This window comes from Pectobacterium atrosepticum (assembly GCA_019056595.1).
GTDB classification, from domain to species: Bacteria; Pseudomonadota; Gammaproteobacteria; order Enterobacterales; family Enterobacteriaceae; genus Pectobacterium; species Pectobacterium atrosepticum.
This window is the reverse complement of record CP036163.1, coordinates 2,852,824-2,879,546: the sequence shown is the minus strand read 5'-3', so window position 1 is coordinate 2,879,546 and position 26,723 is coordinate 2,852,824. Positions and strand designations below refer to the sequence as shown.

At 49.7% G+C, this 26,723-nt stretch carries 22 protein-coding genes, 1 rRNA gene and 2 other annotated features; of the genes, 6 read left to right on the top strand and 17 right to left on the bottom strand.

Going from position 1 to position 26,723, the window contains the following annotated elements; translation table 11 throughout:
• Positions 1 to 274: 274 nt before the first annotated feature.
• The 4 genes from DCX48_13720 to typA all read right to left on the bottom strand — a co-directional run bounded on the left by DCX48_13720 (position 275) and on the right by typA (position 4,437).
• Complete coding sequence (locus tag DCX48_13720) at positions 275 to 1,216, bottom strand: GNAT family N-acetyltransferase (GenBank protein QXE15488.1); 942 nt, start codon at positions 1,214 to 1,216, stop codon at positions 275 to 277.
• 122 nt (positions 1,217 to 1,338) lie between these two features.
• Positions 1,339 to 1,776 carry a D-tyrosyl-tRNA(Tyr) deacylase gene (gene dtd / locus DCX48_13715; GenBank protein QXE15487.1) on the bottom strand — a complete coding sequence of 146 codons (438 nt, stop codon included), beginning with the start codon at positions 1,774 to 1,776 and terminating at the stop codon, positions 1,339 to 1,341.
• A 64-nt stretch (positions 1,777 to 1,840) separates the two neighbouring features.
• Positions 1,841 to 2,452: a glucose-1-phosphatase gene (gene yihX / locus DCX48_13710; GenBank protein QXE15486.1), complete on the bottom strand. Its 612-nt coding sequence runs from the start codon at positions 2,450 to 2,452 to the stop codon at positions 1,841 to 1,843.
• 161 nt (positions 2,453 to 2,613) lie between these two features.
• The gene (typA, locus tag DCX48_13705; protein ID QXE15485.1) at positions 2,614 to 4,437 is read right to left on the bottom strand and encodes a translational GTPase TypA; all 1,824 of its coding nucleotides are present in this window, start codon (positions 4,435 to 4,437) and stop codon (positions 2,614 to 2,616) included.
• 369 nt (positions 4,438 to 4,806) lie between these two features.
• Here typA and DCX48_13700 point away from each other — a divergent pair, with 369 nt between their 5' ends.
• From DCX48_13700 to DCX48_13690, 3 genes are all read left to right on the top strand, one after another.
• On the top strand, positions 4,807 to 6,216 hold the full coding sequence (locus tag DCX48_13700) for a glutamate--ammonia ligase (protein ID QXE15484.1): 1,410 nt from the start codon (positions 4,807 to 4,809) through the stop codon (positions 6,214 to 6,216).
• A gap of 340 nt (positions 6,217 to 6,556) precedes the next feature.
• Positions 6,557 to 7,606, top strand: coding sequence for a nitrogen regulation protein NR(II) (locus tag DCX48_13695; protein ID QXE15483.1), 1,050 nt, complete (start codon positions 6,557 to 6,559; stop codon positions 7,604 to 7,606).
• An 8-nt stretch (positions 7,607 to 7,614) separates the two neighbouring features.
• A complete protein-coding gene (locus tag DCX48_13690; GenBank protein QXE15482.1) occupies positions 7,615 to 9,027 on the top strand; it encodes a nitrogen regulation protein NR(I) in 1,413 nt (470 codons plus the stop codon).
• Between the two features lie 449 nt (positions 9,028 to 9,476).
• On the opposite strand, the gene hemN is transcribed toward DCX48_13690, so the two are convergent.
• The 3 genes from hemN to DCX48_13675 form a co-directional block, all read right to left on the bottom strand.
• Positions 9,477 to 10,850, bottom strand: a complete 1,374-nt coding sequence (hemN, locus tag DCX48_13685; protein ID QXE15481.1) for an oxygen-independent coproporphyrinogen III oxidase — start codon at positions 10,848 to 10,850, stop codon at positions 9,477 to 9,479.
• A 321-nt stretch (positions 10,851 to 11,171) separates the two neighbouring features.
• Entirely contained in the window at positions 11,172 to 11,726 is a 555-nt protein-coding gene (yihI, locus tag DCX48_13680) for a Der GTPase-activating protein YihI (protein ID QXE15480.1), read from the bottom strand.
• 10 nt (positions 11,727 to 11,736) lie between these two features.
• The gene (locus DCX48_13675) at positions 11,737 to 11,928 is read right to left on the bottom strand and encodes a hypothetical protein (GenBank protein ID QXE17244.1); all 192 of its coding nucleotides are present in this window, start codon (positions 11,926 to 11,928) and stop codon (positions 11,737 to 11,739) included.
• Here DCX48_13675 and DCX48_13670 point away from each other — a divergent pair.
• A complete protein-coding gene (locus DCX48_13670) occupies positions 11,927 to 12,565 on the top strand; it encodes a YihA family ribosome biogenesis GTP-binding protein (protein QXE17243.1) in 639 nt (212 codons plus the stop codon). The two genes, DCX48_13675 and DCX48_13670, sit on opposite strands and share 2 nt — an antisense overlap.
• A 418-nt stretch (positions 12,566 to 12,983) precedes the next feature.
• Here DCX48_13670 and polA read toward each other — a convergent pair whose 3' ends face one another.
• The 4 genes from polA to DCX48_13650 form a co-directional block, all read right to left on the bottom strand.
• The gene (polA, locus tag DCX48_13665) at positions 12,984 to 15,773 is read right to left on the bottom strand and encodes a DNA polymerase I (GenBank protein ID QXE15479.1); all 2,790 of its coding nucleotides are present in this window, start codon (positions 15,771 to 15,773) and stop codon (positions 12,984 to 12,986) included.
• A 377-nt stretch (positions 15,774 to 16,150) separates the two neighbouring features.
• On the bottom strand, positions 16,151 to 16,774 hold the full coding sequence (gene dsbA / locus DCX48_13660) for a thiol:disulfide interchange protein DsbA (GenBank protein QXE15478.1): 624 nt from the start codon (positions 16,772 to 16,774) through the stop codon (positions 16,151 to 16,153).
• Positions 16,775 to 16,798: 24 nt separating this feature from the next.
• Positions 16,799 to 17,785: a serine/threonine protein kinase gene (locus DCX48_13655; GenBank protein ID QXE15477.1), complete on the bottom strand. Its 987-nt coding sequence runs from the start codon at positions 17,783 to 17,785 to the stop codon at positions 16,799 to 16,801.
• A 78-nt stretch (positions 17,786 to 17,863) separates the two neighbouring features.
• On the bottom strand, positions 17,864 to 18,133 hold the full coding sequence (locus DCX48_13650) for a DUF1040 family protein (protein QXE15476.1): 270 nt from the start codon (positions 18,131 to 18,133) through the stop codon (positions 17,864 to 17,866).
• A 213-nt stretch (positions 18,134 to 18,346) separates the two neighbouring features.
• On the opposite strand from DCX48_13650, the gene mobA reads away from it, so the two are divergent.
• A complete protein-coding gene (mobA, locus tag DCX48_13645) occupies positions 18,347 to 18,901 on the top strand; it encodes a molybdenum cofactor guanylyltransferase MobA (GenBank protein ID QXE15475.1) in 555 nt (184 codons plus the stop codon).
• 13 nt (positions 18,902 to 18,914) lie between these two features.
• A complete protein-coding gene (gene mobB / locus DCX48_13640; protein ID QXE15474.1) occupies positions 18,915 to 19,436 on the top strand; it encodes a molybdopterin-guanine dinucleotide biosynthesis protein B in 522 nt (173 codons plus the stop codon).
• 126 nt (positions 19,437 to 19,562) lie between these two features.
• Here mobB and rrf read toward each other — a convergent pair.
• From rrf to rbsA, 6 genes are all read right to left on the bottom strand, one after another.
• Positions 19,563 to 19,678: ribosomal RNA gene (gene rrf / locus DCX48_13635) — 5S ribosomal RNA — on the bottom strand.
• A 110-nt stretch (positions 19,679 to 19,788) separates the two neighbouring features.
• Positions 19,789 to 20,337 (bottom strand) — a sequence feature (possible 23S ribosomal RNA but 16S or 23S rRNA prediction is too short).
• Positions 20,335 to 20,772 (bottom strand) — a sequence feature (possible 16S ribosomal RNA but 16S or 23S rRNA prediction is too short). (Overlaps the previous feature by 3 nt.)
• Positions 20,773 to 21,203: 431 nt before the next feature.
• Positions 21,204 to 22,190, bottom strand: a complete 987-nt coding sequence (gene rbsR, locus DCX48_13630) for a transcriptional regulator RbsR (GenBank protein ID QXE17242.1) — start codon at positions 22,188 to 22,190, stop codon at positions 21,204 to 21,206.
• A gap of 12 nt (positions 22,191 to 22,202) precedes the next feature.
• Complete coding sequence (locus DCX48_13625; protein ID QXE15473.1) at positions 22,203 to 23,129, bottom strand: ribokinase; 927 nt, start codon at positions 23,127 to 23,129, stop codon at positions 22,203 to 22,205.
• Between the two features lie 195 nt (positions 23,130 to 23,324).
• The gene (gene rbsB / locus DCX48_13620; GenBank protein QXE15472.1) at positions 23,325 to 24,212 is read right to left on the bottom strand and encodes a ribose ABC transporter substrate-binding protein RbsB; all 888 of its coding nucleotides are present in this window, start codon (positions 24,210 to 24,212) and stop codon (positions 23,325 to 23,327) included.
• A 25-nt stretch (positions 24,213 to 24,237) separates the two neighbouring features.
• Positions 24,238 to 25,206 (bottom strand): ribose ABC transporter permease, encoded by a 969-nt coding sequence (locus DCX48_13615; protein ID QXE15471.1) that lies wholly within the window; start codon positions 25,204 to 25,206, stop codon positions 24,238 to 24,240.
• A gap of 7 nt (positions 25,207 to 25,213) precedes the next feature.
• Positions 25,214 to 26,719, bottom strand: a complete 1,506-nt coding sequence (gene rbsA, locus DCX48_13610) for a ribose ABC transporter ATP-binding protein RbsA (protein ID QXE15470.1) — start codon at positions 26,717 to 26,719, stop codon at positions 25,214 to 25,216.
• Positions 26,720 to 26,723: the final 4 nt, after the last annotated feature.

The following is a 26,723-nucleotide window of genomic DNA, read 5'->3' as shown; positions in this document are numbered from 1 at the left end:
CCACTGTGTCATAGCGTGCTGAAACAACAGAGTAAACACTCATACTGGCCACTTAAGTATAGTGTTAGGGGGAAACACGGTGATGAGGCTCCCGCAGGGATGCCCCGCACCGTGGTAGCACCCAGTATCTCGATCCTTAAACGATCGGCATTAAGATAAACCCCGTGAAAATCACGGAGTTTACTAAGACGATATATGGATATCACGAGGTACTGCTGGTTAGCGCGAAGAGTGATGTACGGATGAGAATAACGTCATAATACGCAGCCGCGGGTTAATCAACTTCCGATCCCCCCTCTTCTAATGGCGCATCCGGCTGAGCTGGCAGCACGATATAAACCCCCTCAAATAGCGCCCCTTTATTGTCATCACCGAACAGCTCTACGTTTAACTGCACGCGCGCCTTACGCCCACGCGCAAGACGATCCAGATCGCCGCTCAGCGACCCCAAATCAGCAATCGCGCTCGGTCGGCCACTTACTGGCGTACTGTAACGAATATGCGCATCCGCCAGAATGATCGTTCCACCAAGGTGCCGTTCACGCAGCAGCAACCAGATCAATCCCCAACCCGTGAGCGTTGCGAGAGAAAACATGCTGCCAGCAAAAAGCGTGTGATGCGGGTTCTGATTACCCGCTTCAGGCATGGTAGTGATAAATTTTTTCCCAGTGTACTGGCTTATCCGCACACCCATTTTTTCACTCAAAGGGATATGATCGTACCAGGCCTGTTGCAGTTGCCCGCACCAGTCAGCACGATGCAAAATATCATCTAGCGTCGCCACCGGTTTGATCATCAGGAAATGCCGTACTGGCGTCGTTTGTGGCGCCGAAATCTCCCCCTGATTAACAAAACCTAGTTTGGAGAAGAAGTCCATTGCGTCTTCGCGAGCGCTACAGACTACGCGCTTGACGCCTTCCTGACGCGCGACAGACTCCAGAGTAATCGCAAGCAGTGTTCCTAACCCTTTCCCCCGCAGATCGGGATGAACGGCTAGAAAGCGGATTGCAGCCTCATTATCCGCATTGATAGAAAGACGCCCAATTGCGACCAGCCTCCCCTGTTCATCGACCACGGTTTGGTGGTGTGCCAACGCATCATAGGCATCACGCTCAGAGCCTAGTGGCTGGTGTAGAGGTTTACGCAGCATTTCCCAGCGAAATTGATAGTACGCATCCAGGTCTTCAGCGCTTTCAGGTACTCTCAAATGATACATAACCCTTCCTCTATGCCGATGATGCTTTATTGCACCATGGCTCATAAAATCAAACCGCTGACAAACTTATACACGGAACGGCAACGACAATTACGCTTTTTACAATACGGTTGTAGCCAACATTATGTTTGCAGCCAAAACGTCACAGGGCCATCATTCACCAATGCCACTTTCATATCCGCGGCAAATTGCCCCGTTTCCGTGTGAACACCTTGCTCACGACACTGCTCGACAAAATACTGATAGAGACGATCGGCCTCTGAGGGATGCGCTCCACGGGAAAACCCAGGTCGCATGCCACGCTGCGTATCAGCCACTAGCGTAAATTGAGAAACCACCAGCACATTACCGCCAGCCTGACGCACATTGAGGTTCATTTTCCCGTCATCGTCAGCGAATATCCGGTAGCCCAACACACGTTCGCAAAGTCGCGTGGCTTTTTGTTCGTCATCGCCTTGCTCAACGCCCAGCAAGATCAGCAAACCCTTATCGATTTCCCCAATGATATTGCCTTCTACCGTAACGCTGGCACTGGAAACCCGCTGAATTAGCGCAATCATAAAACCCAGCTACTCCTGATGTTCTCATTCCCAATAGGGACTATGTCCGCCCCTGCGATATAAATCATGCTTTGGCCGTTGTTGCCTGCATAGCAAAAAAGTCCGTTACCACCTGACGATCGGTCACCAGAATGCTGTGAATGCCTAGGCTCTGTGCGGCGTCGACGTTCGCGGAATTATCATCAAAAAACACGGCTTGTGCTGGCGTAACGCCTTCTTGCGTCAGGACATATTGATAAATCGCCAATTCCGGCTTACGTAATCCAATATCTTGCGACAAATAGAGTCTGTCGGCAGCCGTCGCCACCTCTGGGAATAACGCAGGCCAGTGTGAACAGTGGAGGCGATTGGTATTCGACAAAATCACCACGCGGTGCCCTTCCTGACGCAGACGCTGCATGATGTCGATAACTTCAGGGCGCAACGCGACAAAAATAGCCTGCCAGCCAGCGGTGAATTGCTCGAAGCTCAGGGCGATGCCCATTTCCTGACACAGTCTGGTGGCAAACTCTTCATCGCTGATTTCGCCCCGTTCATGCTGTTCAAACGCTTCGCCCATGACAAAGCGCTCTTGCAGCGTCGCGAGCGGCGCGCTGCTCAGATTACTCCAGACGCCCAATACTCTTTTGAAATCAATATCAATGACAACATTACCCAAATCAAAGATATACAGCATGGCAGCCACCTCCTGACGTAATCGTAGGATTTTCACTGTAGCGGGAAATGGCGAAACTGAACAGGGAGGAAATATAAGGAAAGGTTAAAGTGGAAGAAAGCGCATAAAATTCAGGGCACCCGAAGGTGCCCTGTTGCGTGACAATACAAATCAGTCTGAAATTAGACGTCTTTGCTGCCGCGGCTCGCGCGCTTACGATCGTTTTCGGTCAGATGACGCTTACGAATACGAACAGACTGCGGCGTAACTTCAACCAATTCGTCATCATCAATGAACTCTAGCGCTTGTTCCAGAGACATTTTGATAGCCGGAACCAGCGTGGTTGCTTCATCAGTACCTGATGCACGCATGTTGGTCAGTTTCTTACCGGTCAGACAGTTTACGGTCAGATCGTTAGAACGTGAGTGAATACCGATGATCTGGCCTTCATACACTTCTGCACCGTGTCCGAGGAACAGCTTACCGCGATCTTGCAGGCTGAACAGCGCAAACGCGACTGCTTTACCCTGACCGTTAGAGACCAGCACGCCGTTCTGACGTTGACCGATTTCACCCTGACGCACGTCATCGTAGTGACTGAAAGTGGAGTACAGCAGACCAGTACCAGACGTCATGGTCATGAATTCGGTACGGAAACCGATCAGACCACGAGCAGGGATCAGGTAATCCAGACGGATACGACCCTTGCCATCTGGGATCATGTCTTTCACATCACCTTTACGCTCACCCATGGCTTGCATGACTGAACCCTGGTGCTGTTCTTCGATGTCCAGCGTAACGTTTTCAAACGGCTCTTGGTTACGACCGTCAATAACACGGTTAATAACCTTTGGACGAGATACGGCCAGTTCAAAGCCTTCACGACGCATGTTTTCGATCAGAACTGACAGGTGCAATTCACCACGGCCAGAAACACGGAACGCATCAGCGTCTTCGGTTTCGTCAACACGCAGGGCAACGTTGTGCACCAGCTCTTTGTTCAGACGCTCCAGAATCTGGCGCGACGTCACATACTTACCTTCTTTACCACAGAATGGTGAGGTATTGACGTTGAAGAACATGGTAACGGTAGGTTCATCCACGCTCAGTGCTGGCAGCGCTTCGACATTCTGCGGATCGCAGATGGTGTCGGAAATGTTCAGCTCGCCCAAACCGGTAATCGCGATGATATCGCCTGCTTCCGCTTCGGTAGCGTCGATACGCTCCAGACCCAGGTGAGTCAGAACTTTACCGACTTTACCGTTACGGGTTTTGCCTTCGCTATCAACAATAGTAACTTGTTGGTTAGGCTTAACTTTACCGCGCTTGATACGGCCGATACCGATAACGCCAACATAGTTGTTGTAGTCCAGCTGAGAGATCTGCATCTGGAACGGCGCATCCATCTCAACCAGAGGCGGAGAAACGTGATCGACAATAGCTTGATACAGCGGAGTCATATCTTCCGCCATGTCGTTATGGTCGAGACCCGCGATACCATTCAGCGCAGAAGCATAAATGATCGGGAAATCCAGTTGCTCGTCAGTCGCATCCAGGTTCACGAACAGGTCGAATACCTGATCGACAACCCAGTCAGGACGCGCACCAGGACGGTCAACTTTGTTGATAACCACAATAGGTTTCAGACCGTTGGCAAACGCTTTTTTGGTCACGAAACGAGTTTGCGGCATAGGGCCATCCATCGCATCAACAACCAGCAGTACCGAGTCAACCATCGACATAACACGCTCAACCTCGCCGCCGAAGTCGGCGTGTCCCGGGGTATCTACGATGTTAATACGGTAGTCTTTCCAATTAATGGCGGTATTTTTTGCGAGGATAGTAATTCCACGCTCTTTCTCCAAATCGTTGGAGTCCATCACACGCTCAGTTGCTTCGACACGTTCACCGAACGTTCCGGATTGTTGCAACAGCTTGTCAACCAGGGTGGTTTTCCCATGGTCAACGTGCGCAATAATGGCGATGTTACGCAAATTTTCGATCACAGCTTTGCCTCAGGCATTTAGAAATAGCGCGCTATTGTACACGTATTAATCGAGGGACTAAACAAGATCACAAGCATCTATGATAAACAACCTAGAGCTGCCTGCTTTGTGATCCCTTTCACGGTGCAAAAGCGCTACAAGCGAACATGAATGCACCAAATAAGTGCAATAATTCACATACGAAGCACCAACTTGGTGCTTTAGACTATAATGGTGCAGTGGGTTTCCGTGAGAAAGCCCCAAGGGGCAACACATTGCACGAATTTAAAAAGTTGGCACACTTTTAGCTTTAGTCTACTCACGGCAACAACATCAATCCACAACGATATTCGTTCCACGACGATAAATGACCAATCGGGAGAACCAAGTATGTCCGCAGAACATGTTTTGACGATGCTGAATGAGCACGAAGTGAAGTTTGTTGATTTACGCTTCACGGATACTAAAGGTAAAGAGCAGCACGTCACCATTCCGGCTCATCAAGTCAATGCCGACTTCTTCGAAGAAGGTAAAATGTTTGATGGTTCCTCGATTGGCGGCTGGAAAGGTATTAACGAGTCAGACATGGTTCTGATGCCAGATGCCAGCACCGCGATGATTGATCCGTTCTTCGAAGATACCACGCTGATCATTCGTTGTGACATCCTTGAGCCAGGCACCATGCAAGGCTATGACCGTGACCCGCGTTCTATCGCGAAACGTGCGGAAGATTTCCTGCGTTCTTCCGGTATCGCCGACACCGTCCTGTTCGGGCCTGAGCCAGAATTCTTCCTGTTTGATGACATCCGTTTCGGCAGCAGCACTTCCGGTTCCCATGTTGCTATCGACGATGTCGAAGCCTACTGGAACTCCGGTAAAGCATACGAAGGTGGTAACAAAGGTCACCGTCCAGGCCTGAAAGGCGGCTATTTCCCAGTTCCACCTGTCGATTCATCACAGGACATCCGTTCTGCTATGTGTCTGACCATGGAGCAAATGGGTCTGGTTGTTGAAGCTCACCACCACGAAGTGGCTACCGCTGGTCAGAACGAAGTGGCTACCCGCTTCAACACCATGACCAAAAAAGCTGACGAAATTCAGATCTACAAATATGTCGTGCATAACGTGGCTCACGCCTACGGTAAAACAGCGACCTTCATGCCAAAACCCATGTTCGGTGATAACGGTTCTGGTATGCACTGCCACATGTCTCTGTCTAAAGACGGCACTAACCTGTTCGCTGGCGACAAATACGGCGGCCTGTCTGAAATGGCTCTGTTCTACATCGGCGGTGTTATCAAGCACGCTAAAGCCATCAACGCCCTGGCGAACCCAACCACCAACTCCTACAAGCGTCTGGTCCCAGGCTACGAAGCACCTGTTATGCTGGCTTACTCTGCCCGTAACCGTTCTGCTTCAATCCGTATCCCAGTGGTTGCTAGCCCGAAAGCACGTCGTATCGAAGCGCGCTTCCCAGACCCAGCAGCTAACCCGTACCTGTGCTTCGCTGCACTGCTGATGGCTGGCCTCGACGGCATCATCAACAAAATCCACCCTGGCGATGCGATGGACAAAAACCTGTACGACCTGCCGCCGGAAGAAGAAGCAGAGATTCCAAAAGTTGCAGGTTCTCTGGACGAGGCCCTGGCTGCACTGAACGAAGACCGCGAGTTCCTGACCCGTGGTGGCGTGTTCACCGACGACGCTATCGAAGCGTATATCGAACTGCGTAAACCTGAGATTGACCGCGTTCGTATGACGCCACACCCAGTTGAGTTCGAACTGTACTACAGCGTGTAATAACGAAAGCATCTTATTTATACCCTAAATAATTCGAGTTGCGTGAAGGCGGCAACCGCACGAATCCCCAGAAGCTTACACAAGTAAGTGACTGGGGTGAGTAAGAGAAGCCAACGCACAAGCAGCTTGAAGTATGACGGGTATACCTCGGTGTGGTTGGGTGTGCTGATACCCGGCCATCGCCGATAAACAACAGAATACTAAGAAGTTTGTTCTTGTTGCCGTGGAAACGCCTCAGCCCATCTTTGGATGGGCTTTTTTCACCACCGGCATTGGCCGCTGCGACGTAACATTCATCATCCACACTACAATGCACCATGCTGGTGCGGGAGTCTGCATTATGGCAACAGGCACGCTGCCCGATGCTGGGCAGATCCTAAATTCTCTGATAAACAGCATCTTATTGCTGGATAACGATCTAGCGATTCACTATTCCAACCCGGCAGCACAGCAATTACTGGCACAAAGCTCGCGTAAATTATCCGGCACACCGCTGCCAGACTTGCTGGGATATTTTTCTCTGAATATCGATTTACTGCGTGAAAGTCTGGATTCAGGGCAAGGTTTTACGGATAACGAAGTCACGCTCGTCGTGGATGGCAAAGCGCACATCATGTCGCTCACCGCTCAGCGGGTACAGAACGATTTTATTTTACTGGAGATGGCGCCGATGGATAATCAGCGCCGTCTCAGTCAGGAGCAGCTTCAACATGCGCAGCAGCAGGCCGCCCGTGATTTGGTCCGAGGCCTGGCGCATGAGATAAAAAATCCGCTTGGCGGGTTGCGCGGTGCTGCACAGTTACTTGCCAAGGCATTGCCCGACCCAGCATTGACGGAATATACCAAGGTCATCATCGAACAGGCGGATCGCCTGCGTAATCTGGTTGATCGCCTGCTCGGGCCACAGCAGCCTGGCCTGCACGTCACCCAAAGCATCCATCAGGTCGCCGAACGCGTTTGCCAACTTGTCTCGCTGGAAAAGCCAAATAACGTGACGCTGGTAAAAGATTATGACCCCAGCCTGCCAGAGTTGACGCACGACCCCGACCAGATTGAACAGGTTTTGCTGAATATTACCCGCAATGCGCTACAGGCGCTGGGCGAGGAAGGCGGGACGATTACGATACGTACCCGCACGGCTTTTCAGCTCACTTTACACGGCGTGCGCTACCGTCTCGCCGCACGTATTGACGTGGAAGATGATGGCCCCGGCGTACCTGCTCAACTACAGGACACACTGTTTTACCCGATGGTGAGCGGACGCGAAGGGGGAACCGGTTTAGGGCTTTCCATCGCCCGCAGTCTTATCGACCAGCACTCCGGTAAAATTGAATTTAACAGTTGGCCAGGACACACCGAATTCTCGGTTTACCTGCCTATTCGCCAGTGAGGTTCACAATGCAACGAGGGATAGTCTGGATTGTCGATGACGATAGCTCCATCCGTTGGGTGCTTGAGCGCGCGCTTGCTGGTGCGGGTTTAACCTGCGCAACGTTTGAGAACGGAAATCAGGTACTGCATGCGCTGGCGACACAAACGCCTGACGTTCTGCTGTCCGACATCCGCATGCCAGGGATGGATGGATTGGCGCTCTTACAGCAAATCAAACAGCGCCACCCGATGCTCCCGGTCATCATTATGACGGCACATTCCGATCTGGATGCCGCCGTCAGTGCTTATCAACAGGGCGCGTTCGACTATTTGCCGAAACCGTTTGATATTGATGAAGCTGTCGCGCTGGCTGAGCGCGCGATCAGCCATTATCTGGAACAGCAACAGCCGGTACGCAACCAGCCGATCAATGGCCCGACAACGGACATTATCGGCGAAGCACCTGCGATGCAGGATGTCTTTCGCATCATTGGCCGCCTGTCTCGCTCATCGATCAGTGTACTGATTAACGGCGAATCGGGAACGGGTAAAGAACTGGTGGCGCATGCCCTGCATCGTCACAGTCCGCGCACCAAAGCCCCTTTTATCGCCCTGAATATGGCAGCAATTCCTAAAGACCTGATCGAATCAGAATTGTTTGGTCATGAGAAAGGCGCATTTACGGGCGCAAACCAAATTCGTCAGGGCCGCTTTGAACAGGCCGATGGTGGTACGCTGTTTCTGGATGAAATCGGCGACATGCCGCTAGACGTGCAAACACGTCTGTTGCGCGTATTGGCCGACGGGCAGTTTTATCGCGTTGGCGGCTATGCCGCGGTGAAGGTGGATGTCCGCATTATCGCGGCAACACACCAAAACCTTGAACAGCGCGTGCAGGAAGGTAAATTCCGTGATGACCTGTTTCACCGCCTGAACGTGATCCGCGTTCATCTGCCGCCGCTGCGTGAGCGTCGGGAAGATATCCCCCGTCTGGCGCGTTATTTCTTGCAGGCCACGGCCAAAGAGTTGGGTGTCGAACCGAAGAATTTGCATCCAGAAGCGGAAACGGCACTAACCCGTTTACCGTGGCCTGGCAACGTTCGCCAATTGGAGAACACCTGCCGCTGGTTGACGGTCATGGCCGCGGGCCAGGAGGTGCTGATTCAGGATCTGCCACCTGAGCTGTTCGAGACCACTGCGCCAGATTCTACCGTGCATATCTTGCCAGACAGTTGGGCCACGCTATTAGCACAATGGGCCGATCGTGCGCTGCGTTCCGGTCATCAAAACCTGCTGGCGGAAGCACAACCAGAAATGGAAAGAACGCTGCTTACGACAGCATTACGACATACGCAGGGACATAAACAGGAAGCCGCAAGGTTACTGGGATGGGGTAGAAATACTCTGACGCGTAAACTAAAAGAGCTGGGAATGGAGTAGTGAGATTGCTTTTTTATTATCCAATTGTTAACAAACAAACTGGTGATAAAAAATACAATCTGGCGCACGAAATTGTCATTAATTTGTCCTTTACTTGCCTCGAGTCAGCAGTATGATCGTGTCGCTGATTCGGGAGGAACACCATGCTGGACTCATTGATTTCCGTTGCAACACATGGCGCTGAAATTGGCTCTGCGGCAAGCCATTCGCCGCAGGCTGCTATTGCCGCCGTTTTGTGTGCTGCACTGATTAACTTCTTTAGTTGATCCTATATACCCTAAATAATTCGAGTTTCAGGAAGGCAGCAAGAGAAGGAATCCCGATGAGCTTACTCAGGTAAGTGATTCGGGTGAGTGAACGCAGCCAACACACCTGCAACTTGAAGTATGACGGGTATAAACGTTTGAGAACAGCCAGTCGGTACTAACATCGACTGGCTGTTTTTTTGGTTAAATCACGCGGGAAAATTGCTGCGTTCTAAGCTTGCTACGTAAATAAACATCAAAACACATACAGATATTGCGGATCAGCAAACGTCCTTTCGGCGTTACAGCCAGCCCGTCTTCCTGACTATCGACTAGCCCATCAGCCACCAGCGGTGCCAATAACGCTAAATCCTGCTCAAAGTAGGTTTTAAAGTCGATGGCATATTCCGCTTCAATCGGCGCATAGCTGAGTTGGAAATTACAAATCAGCGTCTTAATCACATCGCGGCGGAGACAATCATCACGCGTCAGCTGTAACCCACGCCACAGGCCATTTCCTTTGTCTTTGACCTGCGCATAATACTGTTTCAGCTCTTTCTGGTTCTGGGCATAGTTATCACCGATCATACTAATCGCTGAAACGCCCATACCGACAAGATCGCTATCGCCCTGCGTCGTATAGCCCTGGAAATTGCGATGCAGCGTCCCTTCCCGCTGGGCCACCGCCAGCTCATCGTCCGGGCGAGCGAAGTGATCCATACCGATAAACTGGTAGCCCGATTGCGTCAGCGATCCAATCGTCTGTTGCAGAATATCCAACTTTTGCTCCGCACTCGGCAAATCCGCGTCTTTAATCTTGCGCTGTGCCGCAAACAGGCTGGGCAAATGCGCATAGTTAAAAACGCTAAGCCGATGCGGACTTAATTCAGCAACGCGCTGTAGCGTAAAAGCGAAGCTTTCCGGCGTTTGTTTCGGCAGACCGTAAATCAAATCAATATTGGTTGAGGTGAAGCCAAGCGCCTTCGCCCGCTCAATGAGGGCAAAAATAAAGTCTTCATCCTGCTCACGATTGACCAGCTTCTGAACGTCTTTATTAAAATCCTGCACCCCCATGCTAAGGCGGTTAAACCCTTCAGCACGCAGATGATCAAGGACGTCCAGTTCAATTTCCCGCGGATCGACTTCAAGCGACAGCTCAGCCTGCTCAGAAAAAGAGAACAGCTCGCGCAACAGCGACATTAGCCGGCTAATTTGTAATTTATTCAGGTAGGTTGGCGTACCGCCGCCCCAATGCAATTGGGTTACCGTTCGTCCTGCAAATAGCGGCGCACGCTGGCGAATTTCCAGCTCAAGCACATCAAGGTATTCATCCGCTTTATGCTGCTGCCGCGTAACCAGCTTATTACAGCCGCAGAAATAGCACAGCCGATGGCAAAAAGGGATGTGGATATACAGCGACAGCGGTCGCTGTGGGTAACGGGCGATGGCATGCTGAAACGCGGGCTCATCATAAGCTTCACTGAATTCTAACGCTGTGGGATAAGACGTATAACGCGGCCCAGAATAGTTATATTTTTGAATCAGGGCCAGATCCCAGTCAACGGACGGTATCGACATATTCGCTCACTCCTTACAGTTTTTACTCGGTGGGTTATCCTTCCCCTCCTTCAGATCACCAAAAAATGGCGTTCAAAAACGCTCCCGGCGTTTTGCTACTCGTCTCATCCCTGAGACTCGCCCTAAAAGGCCGTCACGTTGTGACGTTCAAAAACGCTCCCGGCGTTTTTGTCTTGGGCGTCGAACTTGATTCACGCGCCCGTTAAACAGGGCGCGATGCAATCTGTGCTTACGCTTCGACAATAGCCATAGTTTACTGAACAGACAGAGCAGATAAAACGTAACCAGCAATATCAGGAGCAGAAACAGCCATTTCATTGATTAGAGCGCGTCTTTCGGGTTATTACGTTTTAAAAGCTGCAACATGTCTTCCTGTTGCTCTTCTTCGTCATCATCACCCAGCTCGATTCCAAGTTCTTCCATCAAGATGTCGATACGGTCCAGCGTTTCATCAACCCATGACTGATCTTTGGCACTCAGCGTTTCGCCACTATCCAGACGATCCAGCAATGCATCCAGACGCGTATCATTTTCTAACATTGCCAGCTCTTCTTCCGGTGACATCGTCGGCTTGGCAGCAACAACTTTCTCCACAGGCTCAGAAGGCTTCGACTTAGGCTTCGGTTTAACGATGGCGCTATCCAACACGCCAAGCTGTACAGGCTTTTTACTGCCGATACGTGGATCGGCTACTTTACGTTGGCCAGAATTCTGATCGGTAGACGCTTTTTCCTGAGTTCGGCTACCCGCTGAATGACCACGATGTTTTTTATCTCTTTTCCGCTCACGCGCTTCACGCTCCAGTTCTTCGCGGGTTTTTCTTTTTACTTTGGATTTTTCTGCCTTATCGGCAACCCCTTTGACAGGTCGGTTCATAATGTTGTTCTCAGGTACACAGATATAAGGGAAGTGCGGCGGAATCTAGCAGAAAGCTGGGTAATAAAAAAGCGCCCATATCAGACGACTGAGCTTTTCTTTTCACATCAGTCTGCTGCACTTTGGGGCAGATAAAGCCGCCTTTATTGTCAGTTACAGGTATAATCCCCAACCAGACAGAGATCCAGATAGAGATAACGATCGTGACCCAGCAATATAACTACCACATGACGCGTTTTATCATCAGCGCTCCGGATATTCGCCACCTGGAAACCGATAACGGTATTGAAGTGGCCTTTGCTGGGCGTTCTAACGCCGGAAAATCCAGCGCGCTGAACACGCTGACCAACCAGAAGAGTCTGGCACGAACCAGTAAGACACCGGGCCGTACCCAGTTGATCAATCTGTTCCAAGTGGCCGAAGGCGTGCGTTTAGTTGACCTTCCCGGCTATGGCTATGCCGAAGTGCCGGAGCAAATGAAGATCAAGTGGCAACGTGCGCTCGGTGAATACCTGCAAAAGCGTAACAGCCTGAAGGGTCTGGTTGTACTGATGGATATTCGCCATCCGCTGAAGGACCTCGATCAGCAAATGATTCTGTGGGCAGTCGATGTCAAGCTTCCAGTCTTAGTGCTGCTGACCAAAGCCGATAAACTAGCTTCAGGCGCACGTAAGGCACAGTTGAATATGGTTCGCGAGGCTGTTTTGCCATTTATGGGTGATATTCAGGTCGAGGCATTTTCGTCACTGAAAAAAATCGGCGTCGATAAACTACAGCAGAAATTGGATAACTGGTTCAGCACATTGCAACACATTGAAGAAGAACAAGACGCTGAATAATCCTTTCGCGTGATGCACGGGTGTCATTACTCACATCACGCCCCCCACTTTCCCGCGATGATTACCCACCAGAGACGTTCTTTTCACACCAAAAATCGTGCTGACACGTTACTATCTGTTAGGCAGTTACTGGCGTTTTCAGGTTAAAAAACTTGGATAAAACCCATAAAAAACGCCCCGCTCAAAACTGAGCGGGGCGGCTAAATATTCAGCCAAATCCGATTACGTGAAGTAAAAGGTCTGAAAGATAGAACATCTTACCTCTGTACCCTACATCTTTAACTCTACCCTATTTTTTCACGGGAACAAAGGCTTTTTTGTTGTTTACTTTCATACAAAATGGTTATCGATTACACAAAGTTAAACCAGGTCACACAATACTGTTATTTAATTACAGAAATAGCGCAAGAATCGGCCATTAATGTGCTTGATCCCAGTTCATGCCTGTACCGATATCTACCTGCAACGGGACATTCAATTGCATACATCCTTCCATTAATATCTTGATTTTACTAATAGATTCTTCAATAACCGAATCGTGGATTTCGAAAACCAGTTCATCGTGAACCTGCATGATCATCTTCACCAACGGCGTGTCTTTCTGTAGCCAATCGTCAATCGAGATCATCGCTTTCTTGATGATGTCAGCTGCTGTCCCCTGCATCGGGGCATTAATCGCCGCACGCTCCGCACCTTTACGCGCCATCGCATTACGAGAATGGATATCGGGCAGGTAGAGACGGCGGCCATCCAATGTAGACACATAGCCATGCTCCGCCGCCTGTTGGCGCGTCCGCTCCATGTAATCCTGCACACCGGGATAACGCTCAAAATACAGGTTCATGTATTTTTGCGATTCGCTACGGGGAATATTCAACTGACGCGACAAGCCAAACGCACTCATGCCGTAGATCAGACCGAAGTTGATCGCTTTCGCACTACGACGCTGTTCTGATGTCACATTATCCAGCGCAATACCAAACACTTCTGACGCCGTTGCCCGGTGGATATCTAGCCCATTTGCGAACGCATTCAACAGCCCTTTATCACCCGATAAGTGCGCCATGATACGCAGCTCAATTTGCGAGTAGTCAGCTGCAACAATGCTGTAGCCCTTAGACGCAATGAATGCTTGACGAATACGACGTCCTTCATCGTTACGCACCGGAATATTTTGCAGATTCGGATCGCTGGAAGACAAACGACCGGTAGCAGTAACAGCCTGATGATAAGACGTATGCACGCGCTTCGTCGCCGGATTGATCATCAGCGGCAACTTATCGGTATACGTGGATTTCAGCTTGGCCAAGCCACGATATTCGAGGATCAACTTCGGCAGAGGGTAATCCAGTGCCAGTTCGGCCAACACTTCCTCATTGGTTGACGGTGCGCCTTTTGGCGTTTTCTTCAGAATCGGCAGCTTTTGCTTTTCATAAAGAATGCCCTGTAGCTGTTTGGTCGATGCGAGATTGAACTCTTCGCCAGCCAACTCATAGGCTTGTGTTTCCAGCCCCGCCAGACGCGTCGTTAGCTCTTTTGAGTGTTCTGCCAGAATGGCGGGATCGATCAGCACACCGGTACGCTCGATTCGGGATAAAACCGGAACCAGCGGCATATCGATAGCCTGGAAGACCTGACACAGATCGGCATGCGGCTGGAGTTTTCCCCACAGCGTCTGGTGCAAATGCAGCGTAACGTCTGCATCCTCAGCCGCATACGGCCCAGCCTGTTCCAGTGCGATCTGATTAAACGTCAGCTGGTTTTTTCCCTTACCCGCAATCTCTTCAAAGGTAATGGTTTTGTGTTTCAGATAGCGCTCGGCCAGACTGTCCATATCGTGACGACCCGCAACGCTGTCGAGCACGTAAGATTCCAGCATGGTATCAAACGCAATACCGCGTAAATCGATGTCATACCGCTGCATCACGCCTTTATCAAACTTGAGATTCTGACCAATTTTAAGCAGTTTCTCATCTTCCAGCAGCGGTTTGAATAATGCCAATACTTGGGCACGATCCAACTGCTCAGGCGCATCCAGATAGTCATGTGCCAACGGCAAATAGGCCGCTTCACCTGGCTTAATCGCGAATGACAGACCAATCAGATTGGCGGTGAGCGTATCCAGCCCGTCGGTTTCCGTATCAAAAGCAAAAACCTCAGCCTGTTTTAAACGCTCAATCCAATCCAACAGCGTTTTTTCATCAAGAATCGTGACATAACCGTCGGCAGACAGTGTAGGCGCGTTATCTTCTTCAACCGCCTGCTCAACCACCGCATTACTCACAGCCTGAACAGGCTGGCTGCTCTTTTTACCCTGCATCCAAGTGCCTGATTCAATATCTGATAACCAGCGTTTAAATTCATAGCGGGAAAAGAGGCGATGCAGTTCATCCACGTCCAGCTCGTTAACGGTGAGCTGCTCACAGCTGAGCTCCAGCTCGACATCCGTTTTAATGGTGGCAAGCTGATAAGAGAGGTAGGCCACTTCTTTATGCTGTTCCAGCTTCGGTGCCATGGTTTTCGCGCCACGGAAAGAAAGCTCAGCAATTTTATCAAGGTTGGCATAGAGCGAATCCAGCCCGCCAAGCCCTTGTAATAGTGCCTGCGCGGTTTTCTCCCCTACGCCTGGTACACCGGGAATATTATCCGATGCATCCCCCATCAGCGCGAGGAAATCGATAATTAGCTCGGGAGGTATACCGTATTTATCACATACCTCCTGAGGGCCAAGAATCGTGTTGTTCATGGTATTAATGAGCGTCACGCTCGGTGTCACCAGCTGTGCCATATCTTTATCGCCAGTACTAATCAGCACCGACTTGCCCGCTTTTTCCGCCTGCACGGCGAGCGTACCAATCACATCGTCTGCTTCTACGCCGGAAACCGCCAGAAGCGGTAACCCCATTGCTTTCACCATACTATGCAGAGGCTCTATCTGCTCGCGTAGATCATCCGGCATCGGTGGGCGGTGAGCCTTATAGTCTTCGAACAGCTCGTCGCGAAACGTTTTCCCTTTCGCATCAAAAACAACGGCAACGTGGCTGGGATGATATTGCAGCAACAAACTGCGTAGCATATTCAGCACGCCATACATTGCACCGGTTGCTTCTCCCGCGCTGTTTGTTAACGGTGGGAAAGCGTGATAAGCACGATACAAATAGGATGAACCGTCTACCAGTATTAAAGGATTTTCTGCAATCTGAGCCATAGTCTGCCGTAATCATTGTGGTCTGTCATAGCGCTAAGCATGCCATAGGTCAGGGAAAGAGACGATCCTTAACGTAAGATATTGGCTGGTTTTACATGGATCCTCGCAAGATCTTCTTGTGGATAACTTTGTGCATATTTTTCCCCGTTTAATTACTAATTTTTACTGTTATTTCAATATGGTTTTTTATATTCATTAATTTCATGAAGTTATAATATAAATCATTTGTTTTAGAGACTAAGTAAACCGTCATCCAATTTGTGGATATAAACAAAAAGATAAATAGATATTGTGGTGTGGTGAGATATAAAAGATAAGAGGGTGAACCGCGAGAAGGTATAAAGCCATGCGGTTAACCCGCATGGCCTATTAAGTGATTACTTTTTGGTAATGAGGAATTTCACCACGTCAGCGTACTGTTTTACATATCCATCCATTGAACTGGTATCAAGACCATCATTCTTGATCATATATTTACCGTTAACGAACATGGCAGGAACACCACGTAATTGTAAATCTGCGGCCGCTTTTTCCTGCTGGGCAACCAGAGATTTCACGACAAAGCTATTCAGTGCACCATCAAACTCTTCCGCGCTCACACCCGCTTTAACAAAGACTGCCCGAATATCTTCTGGTTTTTGTACGGTCTGTGTTTTCTGAACGGCATCAAACATCAGCGGAGTAATTTTATCTTCTACGCCCAGCGCCATGGCGACAGCCCAAGCCTGCGTCAGGTTTTTACCCAATGGGCCCAAGAAGTCCACGTGATAACGTGTCATCTTCGTCCCCTCTGGTAACGCTTTCTTTACTGCATCAGGAACGTGATAAACCTGCTCAAACTGATAGCAATGCGGACAATAGAAAGAGAAAAACTCAAGAACCTGAGGCTCTTGAGTCGCAGGTTTATCTAATTCTACATATTGCTTGCCGTCAGAGAACTCTGCAGCAGAAGCACTAAATGCCAGAACAACGCCAATCAGCGCAAGCCATAATCTTTTCATAAATTTCACTCTCTCCATTTAATTTCAGTACATTGGCATTAGCTGTAAAGGAGGTTCCTGTAACAGCTGATTTTGCCCAATAAAAATTGCCGTTTGCTTCAACCAAAAATCAGCATCCGTCATCCAAGGGAAATTTTTCGGAAAAGCAGGATCCTCCCAGCGACGAGCAATCCAAGCCAGATAATAAACCTGCCGCATCGCACGAAGAGGCTCAATCAGCGCGAGCTCTTTCTCCTGAAAATCCGCAAATTCGCTATAGGCTTCTAATAAGATATCTAATTGAATACGTTGTTCACGACGGTCGCCGTGCAACAGCATCCATAAATCCTGTATTGCCGGACCATTGCGAGCATCATCCAAATCAACAAACAGAGGGCCATCACGCCACAAAATATTTCCTGGGTGACAATCCCCATGTAGACGCAGTGGCCGCCAGTCGCTGTGCCAATAAGTTTCAACTGTATCAATCAGTTGGCGGGTTGCCTGTAAAAAACTATGTCGATGTATTTTCGGTATTAGCGGACATGTCTCCAACAGCCGATAAGGTTCATGCAGATATTCATTTACCCCTATCGTCGGGCGCTCGGTGAATAACGATTTCTGTCCCGTCTGGTGAATCCGTCCGAGAAAACGGCCTACCCACTCTAGCTGCTCTTCATTATCCATTTCATACTGCCGCCCCCCTATACTGGGGAATACAGCAAAATGAAATCCTTCATAGACGTTCAATGTCTGCCCATTAAGCGAGACGGGGGCGACAATAGGGACTTCATCTTCTGCCAACTGCAGGGCGAAAATATGCTCTTCCTGAATCTGTGACTCGCTCCACCGTTCCGGGCGATAAAATTTCACTACGAATCGTTTACGATCTTCATCCGCAAACTGATATACCCGGTTTTCATAGCTGTTTAATGCCGTCAGGCCGGAATCAACGCGCAACCCAACATCCAGCAAAGCATCCACGATCAGATCTGGGAATAGCGTCTGGAAATTAAATACCGAACTATTCATCGCGGCCACAAATGGTCAGAGGCGACATAAGATATACGCGTGCAATAGTTAGCATCATGAGCGTGTTATTCCTTTCCACTAATCTTTAATAACCCCACGGGCACGAAGCAAAGCTGTTTTGAAATCTTCCTCATAGTCTTTCTTCAGACCGGGAATGACTTGTTCTTTATCTGAATCACGCATTTTCAGATGGTAAATAAGGATATCATCTGTCAGTTCATTTAACTGCCCCTCGAACCCCGCCTCCTGTGCAAGGTTTTGTAAAAATTGCACCAGGTTTAAATCGGGCTCTTTTTGCCACGCTGGATGCAAGAGTTCAATCAGTTCATTAACGCGATGACATTTCATTTTTTTCTCCTTAAAAACGATTTGTACTCAATAAATTTCAAGAAGTAGAAAACAGCTTGAGCAATGTTGAGCCTATAGCGATAAAAATAACAGCCTTGCGCACATGAGGAAAGAACTTGGTCTTCTGTAAAAGTTTTTAGAGAATAACGTATGGTTTCTCCCTCACAAGTTTTCGGTACAGAGAAAAGTAGGAATAGATAATTGGGAAGTAAAATGATTACAGGCGTTATTCTCGCGGGCGGACGTGCAACACGCATGGGCGGACATGATAAAGGTCTGATAGTACTGAACGGGGTGCCGCTATACCTGCATGTCTTATCTCGGCTTAAAACACAGGTCGACGAGGTCATAATCAGCGCTAACCGCAATCAGGATGTGTATGAGCAAAGTGGATGCCGAATTATTGGTGACTCTGATGCAAACTTTCTAGGCCCGTTGGCGGGTATTCTAAGCGGATTGCATGCATCTACATCCGAATGGGTTGTATTTGTCCCTTGCGATGTCCCAGTCTTTCCCCTCGACCTAGTACGCCGCTTATGGCAAGCACGGGGGGAAGCAAATGCAACTTATGCCAGAGACGGAGAACGTCCACATCCCACATTACTCTTAATCAATAAAAACCTTATTGAACAGTTGGAAGCTTATCTGCATCTCGGAAACCGTAAGTTAATGCTATTTATGGAACAAGTCGGAGCAAAACCTGTTTCATTCAACGATCAGCCTGAAGCCTTTCACAATTTGAATTCGCCTGAGGATCTATCCAACTAGGAGGATCATCACCGTGAATTCTAATCATTTACCCTTGCTCGCTATTGTCGCCTACAGCGGTACAGGTAAAACAACGTTACTTAAGCACGTCATCCCTCTTCTGGCTAATCAGGGTATCCGAATCGGATTAATCAAACATACGCACCATCAGATGGATATTGATACACCAGGTAAAGATAGCTATGAGTTACGTAAGGCAGGTGCGGCACAAACCATTGTTGCCAGCAGCCAAAGGTGGGCGTTGATGACTGAGACTCCAGAGCAAGAAGAACCCGATCTTTACGATCTGGCTGAGAAAATGGATGCATCAACTCTCGATCTGGTGCTGGTTGAGGGTTTTAAACACGAAAAGATCGCTAAAATAGCCTTATTTCGTCAATCGTTGGGCAGAGAGTTAAGTGATTTGATCGATGAATATGTCATCGCAATTGCAGCGGATTCAGAGATAGGCACCATACTTCCAGTGCTTGATATCAATCAACCAGAGCAGGTGGCTAACTTTATTCATCAATGGCTTCAAAGTAGCCGTCTATAGTGCGGAGCTTGCTGCAATTCATACCGAACCATTGGAGTAATGTTTGGTAGAAAACAGTTTCAGCACCCCAAACGCCCCACAGCAAAAAGCCCCCGTCTTTCGACAGGGGCTTTCCACTCGTTTGATGCCTGGCAGTTCCCTACTCTCACATGGGGAGACCCCACACTACCATCGGCGCTACGGCGTTTCACTTCTGAGTTCGGCATGGGGTCAGGTGGGACCACCGCGCTATCGCCGCCAGGCAAATTCTGTTTCATTCCAACCGTTACTTATCATGACTTTTTGTCATCTCCGTAACCATCAGAACCAATCTTCGAACAAGCTGAATATCGTTTTATATGAGTCACCCACAAAACACCTTCGGTGTTGTAAGGTTAAGCCTCTCGGGTCATTAGTACTGGTTAGCTCAACGTATCGCTACGCTTACACACCCAGCCTATCTACGTCGTAGTCTTCAACGGCCCTTCAGGGGCATCTAGTGCCCAGGGAAGACTCATCTCGAGGCAAGTTTCCCGCTTAGATGCTTTCAGCGGTTATCTCTTCCGCACTTAGCTACCGGGCAATGCAATTGGCATCACAACCCGAACACCAGTGGTGCGTTCACTCCGGTCCTCCCTGGAAGCGTAGCATTGGTTACTTCATCACCGTAGTGACTCATCATCACGCCTCAGTGTTAATAATGACCCGGATTTACCTAAGTCATCCACCTTCACGCTTAAACCGGGACAACCGTCGCCCGGATAACCTAGCTTTCTCGGTTCCCCCTTCGGATTTACACCGAGTACAGGTATATTTACCTGTTTCCCATCGACTACGCTTTTCAAAGCCAACATCCTGGCTGTCTGTGCCTTCCCACATCGTTTCCCACTTAACCATGACTTTGGGACCTTAGCTGGCGCTCCAGATCTCTACGCATTTCACAGCTACACCTGGAATTCTCACCCCCTCTACAAGACTCTAGCCTGTCAGTTTTGAATGCAGTTCCCAGGTTAAGCCCTCCGATTAACGCTTGCACCCTCCGTATTACCGCGGCTGCTGGCACGGAGTTAGCCTGTGCTTCTTCTGCGTGTAACGTCAATCAGCAATGTTATTAACCTTACTGCCTTCCTCCCCGGGCAAGAGGCCCGAAGGTCCCCCTCTTTGGTCCGAAGACGTTATGCGGTATTAGCTACCGTTTCCAGTAGTTATCCCCCTCCATCAGGCAGTTTCCCAGACATTACTCACCCGTCCGCCGCTCGTCACCCAAAGAGCAAGCTCTTCTGTGCTACCGCTCGACTTGCATGTGTTAGGCCTGCCGCCAGCGTTCAATCTGAGCCATGATCAAACTCTTCAATTTAAGATTTGTTTGATTTGCTGAACTCGTCAGCGATGCTCAAAGAATTAGTAACTGTTCATTCGTAATGAATTTTACTGTTGTTCACTCTTCAAGACTTTTTATATCGTTTAAGATACGGTCTTGTGAGTGCCCACACAGATTGTCTGATTATATTGTTAAAGAGCAGTGCCACGTCTTCCGTGGCGCGGGCCGCATATATTATGCTTTTCCGCTGTGAAGTCAAGTCATTACTGACCGCCTTCGTTGAATCTTGTCTCTGTCACCCCAACCGCGTGTCGCTGTTGCCGTGTCAGTGGATGCGCATTATAGGGACTTCTCGCCCGCTGACAAGCGCTAAATGCAAAATAATTATCGAGTGGAGATTTCTTCAGCAAAGCGCAGTAAAAGACAGCGTTATGCCGGATTTTTCAGCGTTTTCTTAGCTAGAAACTTTACTGGACGGACTGGCGTACCATTAATTCCGGCGTCAGCACCAACACATTAGGTTCAGTGTTAGGGTGTTCCAGACGATATAGCAGCGTATCAACCGCCAATTCGCCGAGCTCATCCTTCGGTTGATGGACCGTAGTGAGAGGCGGAGACATATAGCGTGCCAGTTCAATATCATCGTAACCAATAACGGCCATGTCTTGAGGGATCGAAAGTCCTGCCTGATAAAGTGCGTGATAAACGCCGACAGCCATTGCATCGTTACTGGTGAACACCGCTTCGGGTTTATCTTCCAGCGCTAATAACTGCTGCATAGCGCGATAACCGGTTTCAAATTCAAAATCACCGAAAATTTCATAGTCAGTGGGAACGGATAGCCCAGCAAGCTGCATCGCCTGTCGATAACCTTCCAGCCGGTTATAGGCTGTCGTCTTATCTTTAGGACCCGCAATGCAGGCTATCTTTTTATAACCACGAGAGATGAGGTAATTGGTGGCGATCTCTCCGCCGAGCAAAGAGTTATCTTTAATAACATCGATAGCGCCTTCAAAGGGGGCCCAATCCATCATGACCATAGGTATAGAAGGATAGCGGCTCATCATTTCAGGCAAGGGGCGATGGCTTTCAGTGCACATCAGTAATACGCCATCGACCCGCTTTTGCAGCAGCGTTTCAAGGCTATGGCTCATTCTGTCACGATCGCCTTCGGTGTTGCACAGAATCAGGCTATAGCCCCGCTCATAACAGCAGCGTTCAACGCCACGCACGACTTCAGCATAAAACGGGTTACTACTGGCTGTAAGTAACATGCCGATGGTACGGGTCTGATTGATTTTCAGACTTCTAGCCAGCGCAGACGGTGCGTAGTTGAGGTCATCAACGGCCTTCATTATTTTTTCGCGAATGGCATCGCTGACAAAACGATTGTTATTAATGACGTGAGATACAGTAGAAGTAGAAACGCCCGCCAAACGGGCGACATCTTTCATGGTGGCCAAAGATCACTCCTGAGCTTGCAAAAATGCGTCGATCTCTTCACGCCATGGGACAGAAGGTTGAGCGCCTCGGCGAGTTACAGAAATCGCTGCCGCAGCATGAGCGAATTTCACAGCGGAAGACATTGGTTGGTTTTCCAACAGCGCGGTAACCAACGCACCATTAAAGGTGTCTCCGGCAGCGATCGTGTCCACGGCTTTTACGCGATAACCCGGAATACGTTGCCCTTGACCGCTTTCACTCAACCATACGCCACGGCTACCCAATGTAATCAGAACCGTTTCGATACCTTTGTCGTGAAGAACCTGTGCTGCGCGAGCGGCATCCTCTTCTGTCTCAACGGTAATCTCCGTAAGCAACTGCGCTTCGGTCTCATTCGGCGTGATCATATCGACCAGCGATAACAGTTCATCGGGCAGTTCACGAGCGGGGGCGGGGTTAAGAATCACCTTTGTTTGGTGTTCATGCGCTAGTCTGGCTGCGGCGATAACGGTTTCCAACGGCGACTCAAGCTGCATCAGCAACGCGGAAGCATCAATAATGTGTTGCTGATGACGATGAAGATAATCAGGCGTCACAGCCGCATTCGCGCCTGCGTTAATCGCGATCATGTTCTCAGCTTCAGCGTTAACAAAAATCAGCGCAACGCCGGTCGTTTCCCCGGAGATAGCCTCAACGGCAGAAACATCAATATTGTCCTTGGATAGCTGCTGACAAATACGGGAGCCGATATCATCTTCTCCAACGCAGGCAATAAAGGCGATATTCGCACCACTTCGGCCTGCGGCAACGGCCTGATTAGCGCCTTTTCCACCGAAAGCGACACTATATTGTTCACCGATCACCGTTTCGCCTGGGCGGGGAAATTGCTCAAGATTGAGAATATGGTCAGCATTAATACTGCCCAGCACCACCAGCTTACCCGTTTTCATTATGTCGAATCCCGCTACGTTAATAATGCGCCACCACAAACGGGTGGCGCGAGCCCTGCTTTATACCCGTCATACTTCAAGCTGCTTGTGCGTTGGTTGCCCTTACTCACCCCAGTCACTTACTTGTGTAAGCTCCTGGGGATTCGTGCGGTTACCGCCTTCACGCAACTCGAATTATTTAGGGTATATTTTTACTTATTTTGCTACCAGCTTCAGGTCAACCGGAATGATGGCCTGAGTTTTTTCACCTTTCAGCACTTTCGCAGCTGTTTCGATACCGATTACACCGATCTGGTCTGGACGCTGAGCCACTGTTGCTGCCAGCTTGCCTGACTCAACAGCCTTCACGCCATCCTGAGTACCGTCAAAACCCACAACCAGCACATCTGTTTTGCCTGCAGTTTGCAGTGCACGCAGTGCGCCTAACGCCATTTCATCGTTCTGAGCAAATACAGCCTGAACGTCAGGGTGTGCAGTCAGCAAGTTCTGCATCACGTTCAACCCTTTAGTACGATCGAAATCAGCAGGCTGGCTGGCCAGCATAGCGAATTTATTTTTCTCAGCAGATTTCATGAAACCCGCCCCACGCTCACGCGCCGCGGAGGTTCCGGCAATCCCTTCCAACTGAATGACCTTGGCGCCTTCACCCAATTTCTTGGCAATGAAGTCACCGGCTACTTTACCGCCAAAGGCGTTATCAGAAGCCACATGGCTCACCACGTCACCGCTGCTGGCGACGCGGTCCAGCGTAATAACCGGAATTTTAGCCTGATTTGCCATTTTGATTGCATTACCTACCGCATCAGAATCAGTCGGGTTGATCAGCAATATTTTGGTGCCGCGTACCGTCAAATCCTGAACGTTAGCCAGTTCTTTGGCTGGGTTATTCTGGGAATCCAGCACAATCAGCTCGTAGCCCAGTTTATCAGCTTCTTTCTGTGCACCCTCTTTCATGGAAACAAAGAACGGGTTATTCAGCGTAGAAACCACCAGAGCAACCGTATCTTTGGCCAAGGCATTAGTACTGACAGTCGCGCTCAGCGCAACAGCGGAAACCAGAGTAGCCAGCTTTTTCATATTCATAACTCAATTCCTGTGTGAATGAAGGTTATTTACTGCTTTTGTTATCTACCAGAACCGCCAGCAAAATGACGACTGCTTTGACGATCATTTGGTAGTAAGAAGAAACACCTAATAAATTCAGTCCGTTGTTGAGGAAACCAAGGATAAGTGCGCCGATCAACGTGCCAACGATACGCCCTTTACCCCCAGCCAGACTGGTGCCGCCCAATACCACAGCCGCGATAGCATCCAGCTCATACCCTGTACCCGCCGTAGGCTGTGCAGAGGACAAACGTGCGACTTCAATAATTCCCGCCAGGGCAGATAGCAGCCCACACAGGGAATAAACAATAATCTTGATTTTATCAACGCTGATGCCAGATAAACGGGTTGCGGATTCGTTACCGCCCAACGCATAGATATAGCGACCCAGGCGCGTATGGTGCAGCATGTACCAGGCCGCAGCGAATACGATAGCCATAATCCAGATTGGCGTCGGAATACCCAGCGGACGACCAATGCCGAACCAACCAAAAGCATCTGCGACGTCGGAGAAGCCAGTATTCACCGGGCTACCGTTGGTATAGACCATCGTCACGCCGCGCAGTAGCAGCATCATGACCAGCGTGGCGATAAACGCCTGAACTTTACCTTTAGAAACGATGACACCGGTGCCCGCGCCAATCAGCGCACCCGCAGCCAGTGCGCCAAACACAGCCACCAGCGCATTCACTTCAAGCCCAACGATGGATGCCGCTATAGCCCCCGTCAGCGCCAGCAGTGAACCCACCGACAAATCAATTCCCGAGGTCAGTATCACCAGCGTCATGCCGACGGCCATAATGGCATTCACCGACGTCTGCTGAAGAATATTAAACAGGTTATTCAGGGTGAAAAAGTTAGGGCTCAGGGCGGAAACAACTGCAATCAGGATCAGGAGCGCGATCAGCGATTTCTGCTCCAGTAACCACTCTTTGCTAAACCAGCGTTTTGCCGCGATAGATTGAGAACTCATGTCTGACTTACTCCTGCTTTGCGCCGTATTGCTTACCAACGGCCGCAGCCATCAGTGCTTCCTGGGTTGCTTGCTCAATCGGGAAATCACCGCTCAAGCGCCCTTCATGCATCACGATGATGCGATCGCTCATTCCCAAGACTTCGGGCATTTCGGATGACACCAATATGATGCTCAGCCCTTCTTCTTTGAATTGATTGATTAACTGATAAATTTCTTTTTTCGCCCCGACGTCAACGCCACGCGTCGGTTCATCGAGAATCAAGACATTAGGGCGCGTCATCAGGCCACGAGCAATCGCTACTTTTTGCTGATTGCCACCGGAAAGCAGGCCGATAGGCTGCTCCATTGAGGGCGTTTTGACGTTGAACAGGCGGATAAAATCGGCGACCGTCAGTTGCTCTTCAGCGTGCTTGAGACGACCGCCCGCATGGCTGAAATAGCGCAGTGCGGTTAATGACATGTTTTCTTTTACCGACATGCCCAGCACCAGACCATCACGCTTGCGGTCTTCGGAAATGTAGACAATACCGTTCGCCAAGCCATCCTGCGGTTTACGGGTCACCACGTCGCGGCCATCAAGCGTCACATTGCCGCCCGTTCGTGGCAGCGCGCCGTAGAGAATCTTCATCAGTTCGGTACGGCCCGCGCCCATCAGCCCTGCGACGCCCAGAATTTCACCTTTACGTACTGTAAAGTTGACGCTGTCAACGCCCGGCCCAGACAGGTTCTGCACCTTAAGACGAACCTCTCCCGGCGCTTTATTCGAGCGCGGATACTGATCTTCCAGCTTGCGGCCCACCATCATTTCAATCAGCGTGTCTTCCTCTAAGTCACTCACCGGGCGTTCGCCGATAAACTGACCATCGCGGAAAACGGTAATGTCATCGCAGATTTCAAAGATTTCTTTTAGGCGGTGGGAAATGTAGACAATGCCGCATCCCTGAGATTGCAGCTCGTTGATCACGCTGAATAACGAAGCAGTTTCGGTATCCGTCAAGGCATCGGTAGGTTCATCCATGATGATGACTTTGGATTCAAAGCTCAGCACCTTGGCAATTTCCACCATTTGCTGATCGCCAATCGATAAATCCCCCACCATACGGCGACTGTCATAGCATAGATTAAGGCGCTTCAGCAGCTTATCGGCTTCCGCATACATCTTATTCCAATCGATACGACCAAAGCGGTTGGTAAATTCACGACCGAGGAAGATATTCTCGGCAATTGTGAGCTGGGGAATCAGGTTAAGCTCCTGATGGATAATACCGATACCTGCTTCCTGAGACGCTTTCGGCCCGTTAAAATCCACCTCTTGCCCCAGAAAATGGATACTGCCGGCATCTTTACGATAGATCCCGGTCAGGACTTTCATCATGGTGGACTTACCCGCACCGTTCTCGCCCACCAGCGCCATCACTTTTCCCGGATAAACATTGAGTGCCGCACCGGAAAGTGCTTTAACGCCGGGAAAAGATTTCGTGATGCCTTGTAGTTGCAGTAAAGGTTGCATTGAT

What these genes read in the sequence shown, in the direction of transcription:
- rbsA (QXE15470.1), bottom strand. Translation starts at nt 26,719, where the DNA reads ATGCAACCTTTACTGCAACTACAAGGCATCACGAAATCTTTTCCCGGC.
- dsbA (QXE15478.1), bottom strand. Translation starts at nt 16,774, where the DNA reads ATGAAAAGATTATGGCTTGCGCTGATTGGCGTTGTTCTGGCATTTAGT.
- DCX48_13700 (QXE15484.1), top strand. Translation starts at nt 4,807, where the DNA reads ATGTCCGCAGAACATGTTTTGACGATGCTGAATGAGCACGAAGTGAAG.
- DCX48_13690 (QXE15482.1), top strand. Translation starts at nt 7,615, where the DNA reads ATGCAACGAGGGATAGTCTGGATTGTCGATGACGATAGCTCCATCCGT.
- DCX48_13650 (QXE15476.1), bottom strand. Translation starts at nt 18,133, where the DNA reads ATGAAATGTCATCGCGTTAATGAACTGATTGAACTCTTGCATCCAGCG.
- DCX48_13655 (QXE15477.1), bottom strand. Translation starts at nt 17,785, where the DNA reads ATGAATAGTTCGGTATTTAATTTCCAGACGCTATTCCCAGATCTGATC.
- yihX (QXE15486.1), bottom strand. Translation starts at nt 2,452, where the DNA reads ATGCTGTATATCTTTGATTTGGGTAATGTTGTCATTGATATTGATTTC.
- rbsR (QXE17242.1), bottom strand. Translation starts at nt 22,190, where the DNA reads ATGAAAGATGTCGCCCGTTTGGCGGGCGTTTCTACTTCTACTGTATCT.
- rbsB (QXE15472.1), bottom strand. Translation starts at nt 24,212, where the DNA reads ATGAATATGAAAAAGCTGGCTACTCTGGTTTCCGCTGTTGCGCTGAGC.
- dtd (QXE15487.1), bottom strand. Translation starts at nt 1,776, where the DNA reads ATGATTGCGCTAATTCAGCGGGTTTCCAGTGCCAGCGTTACGGTAGAA.
- mobA (QXE15475.1), top strand. Translation starts at nt 18,347, where the DNA reads ATGATTACAGGCGTTATTCTCGCGGGCGGACGTGCAACACGCATGGGC.
- DCX48_13615 (QXE15471.1), bottom strand. Translation starts at nt 25,206, where the DNA reads ATGAGTTCTCAATCTATCGCGGCAAAACGCTGGTTTAGCAAAGAGTGG.
- DCX48_13720 (QXE15488.1), bottom strand. Translation starts at nt 1,216, where the DNA reads ATGTATCATTTGAGAGTACCTGAAAGCGCTGAAGACCTGGATGCGTAC.
- polA (QXE15479.1), bottom strand. Translation starts at nt 15,773, where the DNA reads ATGGCTCAGATTGCAGAAAATCCTTTAATACTGGTAGACGGTTCATCC.
- DCX48_13695 (QXE15483.1), top strand. Translation starts at nt 6,557, where the DNA reads ATGGCAACAGGCACGCTGCCCGATGCTGGGCAGATCCTAAATTCTCTG.
- yihI (QXE15480.1), bottom strand. Translation starts at nt 11,726, where the DNA reads ATGAACCGACCTGTCAAAGGGGTTGCCGATAAGGCAGAAAAATCCAAA.
- hemN (QXE15481.1), bottom strand. Translation starts at nt 10,850, where the DNA reads ATGTCGATACCGTCCGTTGACTGGGATCTGGCCCTGATTCAAAAATAT.
- DCX48_13625 (QXE15473.1), bottom strand. Translation starts at nt 23,129, where the DNA reads ATGAAAACGGGTAAGCTGGTGGTGCTGGGCAGTATTAATGCTGACCAT.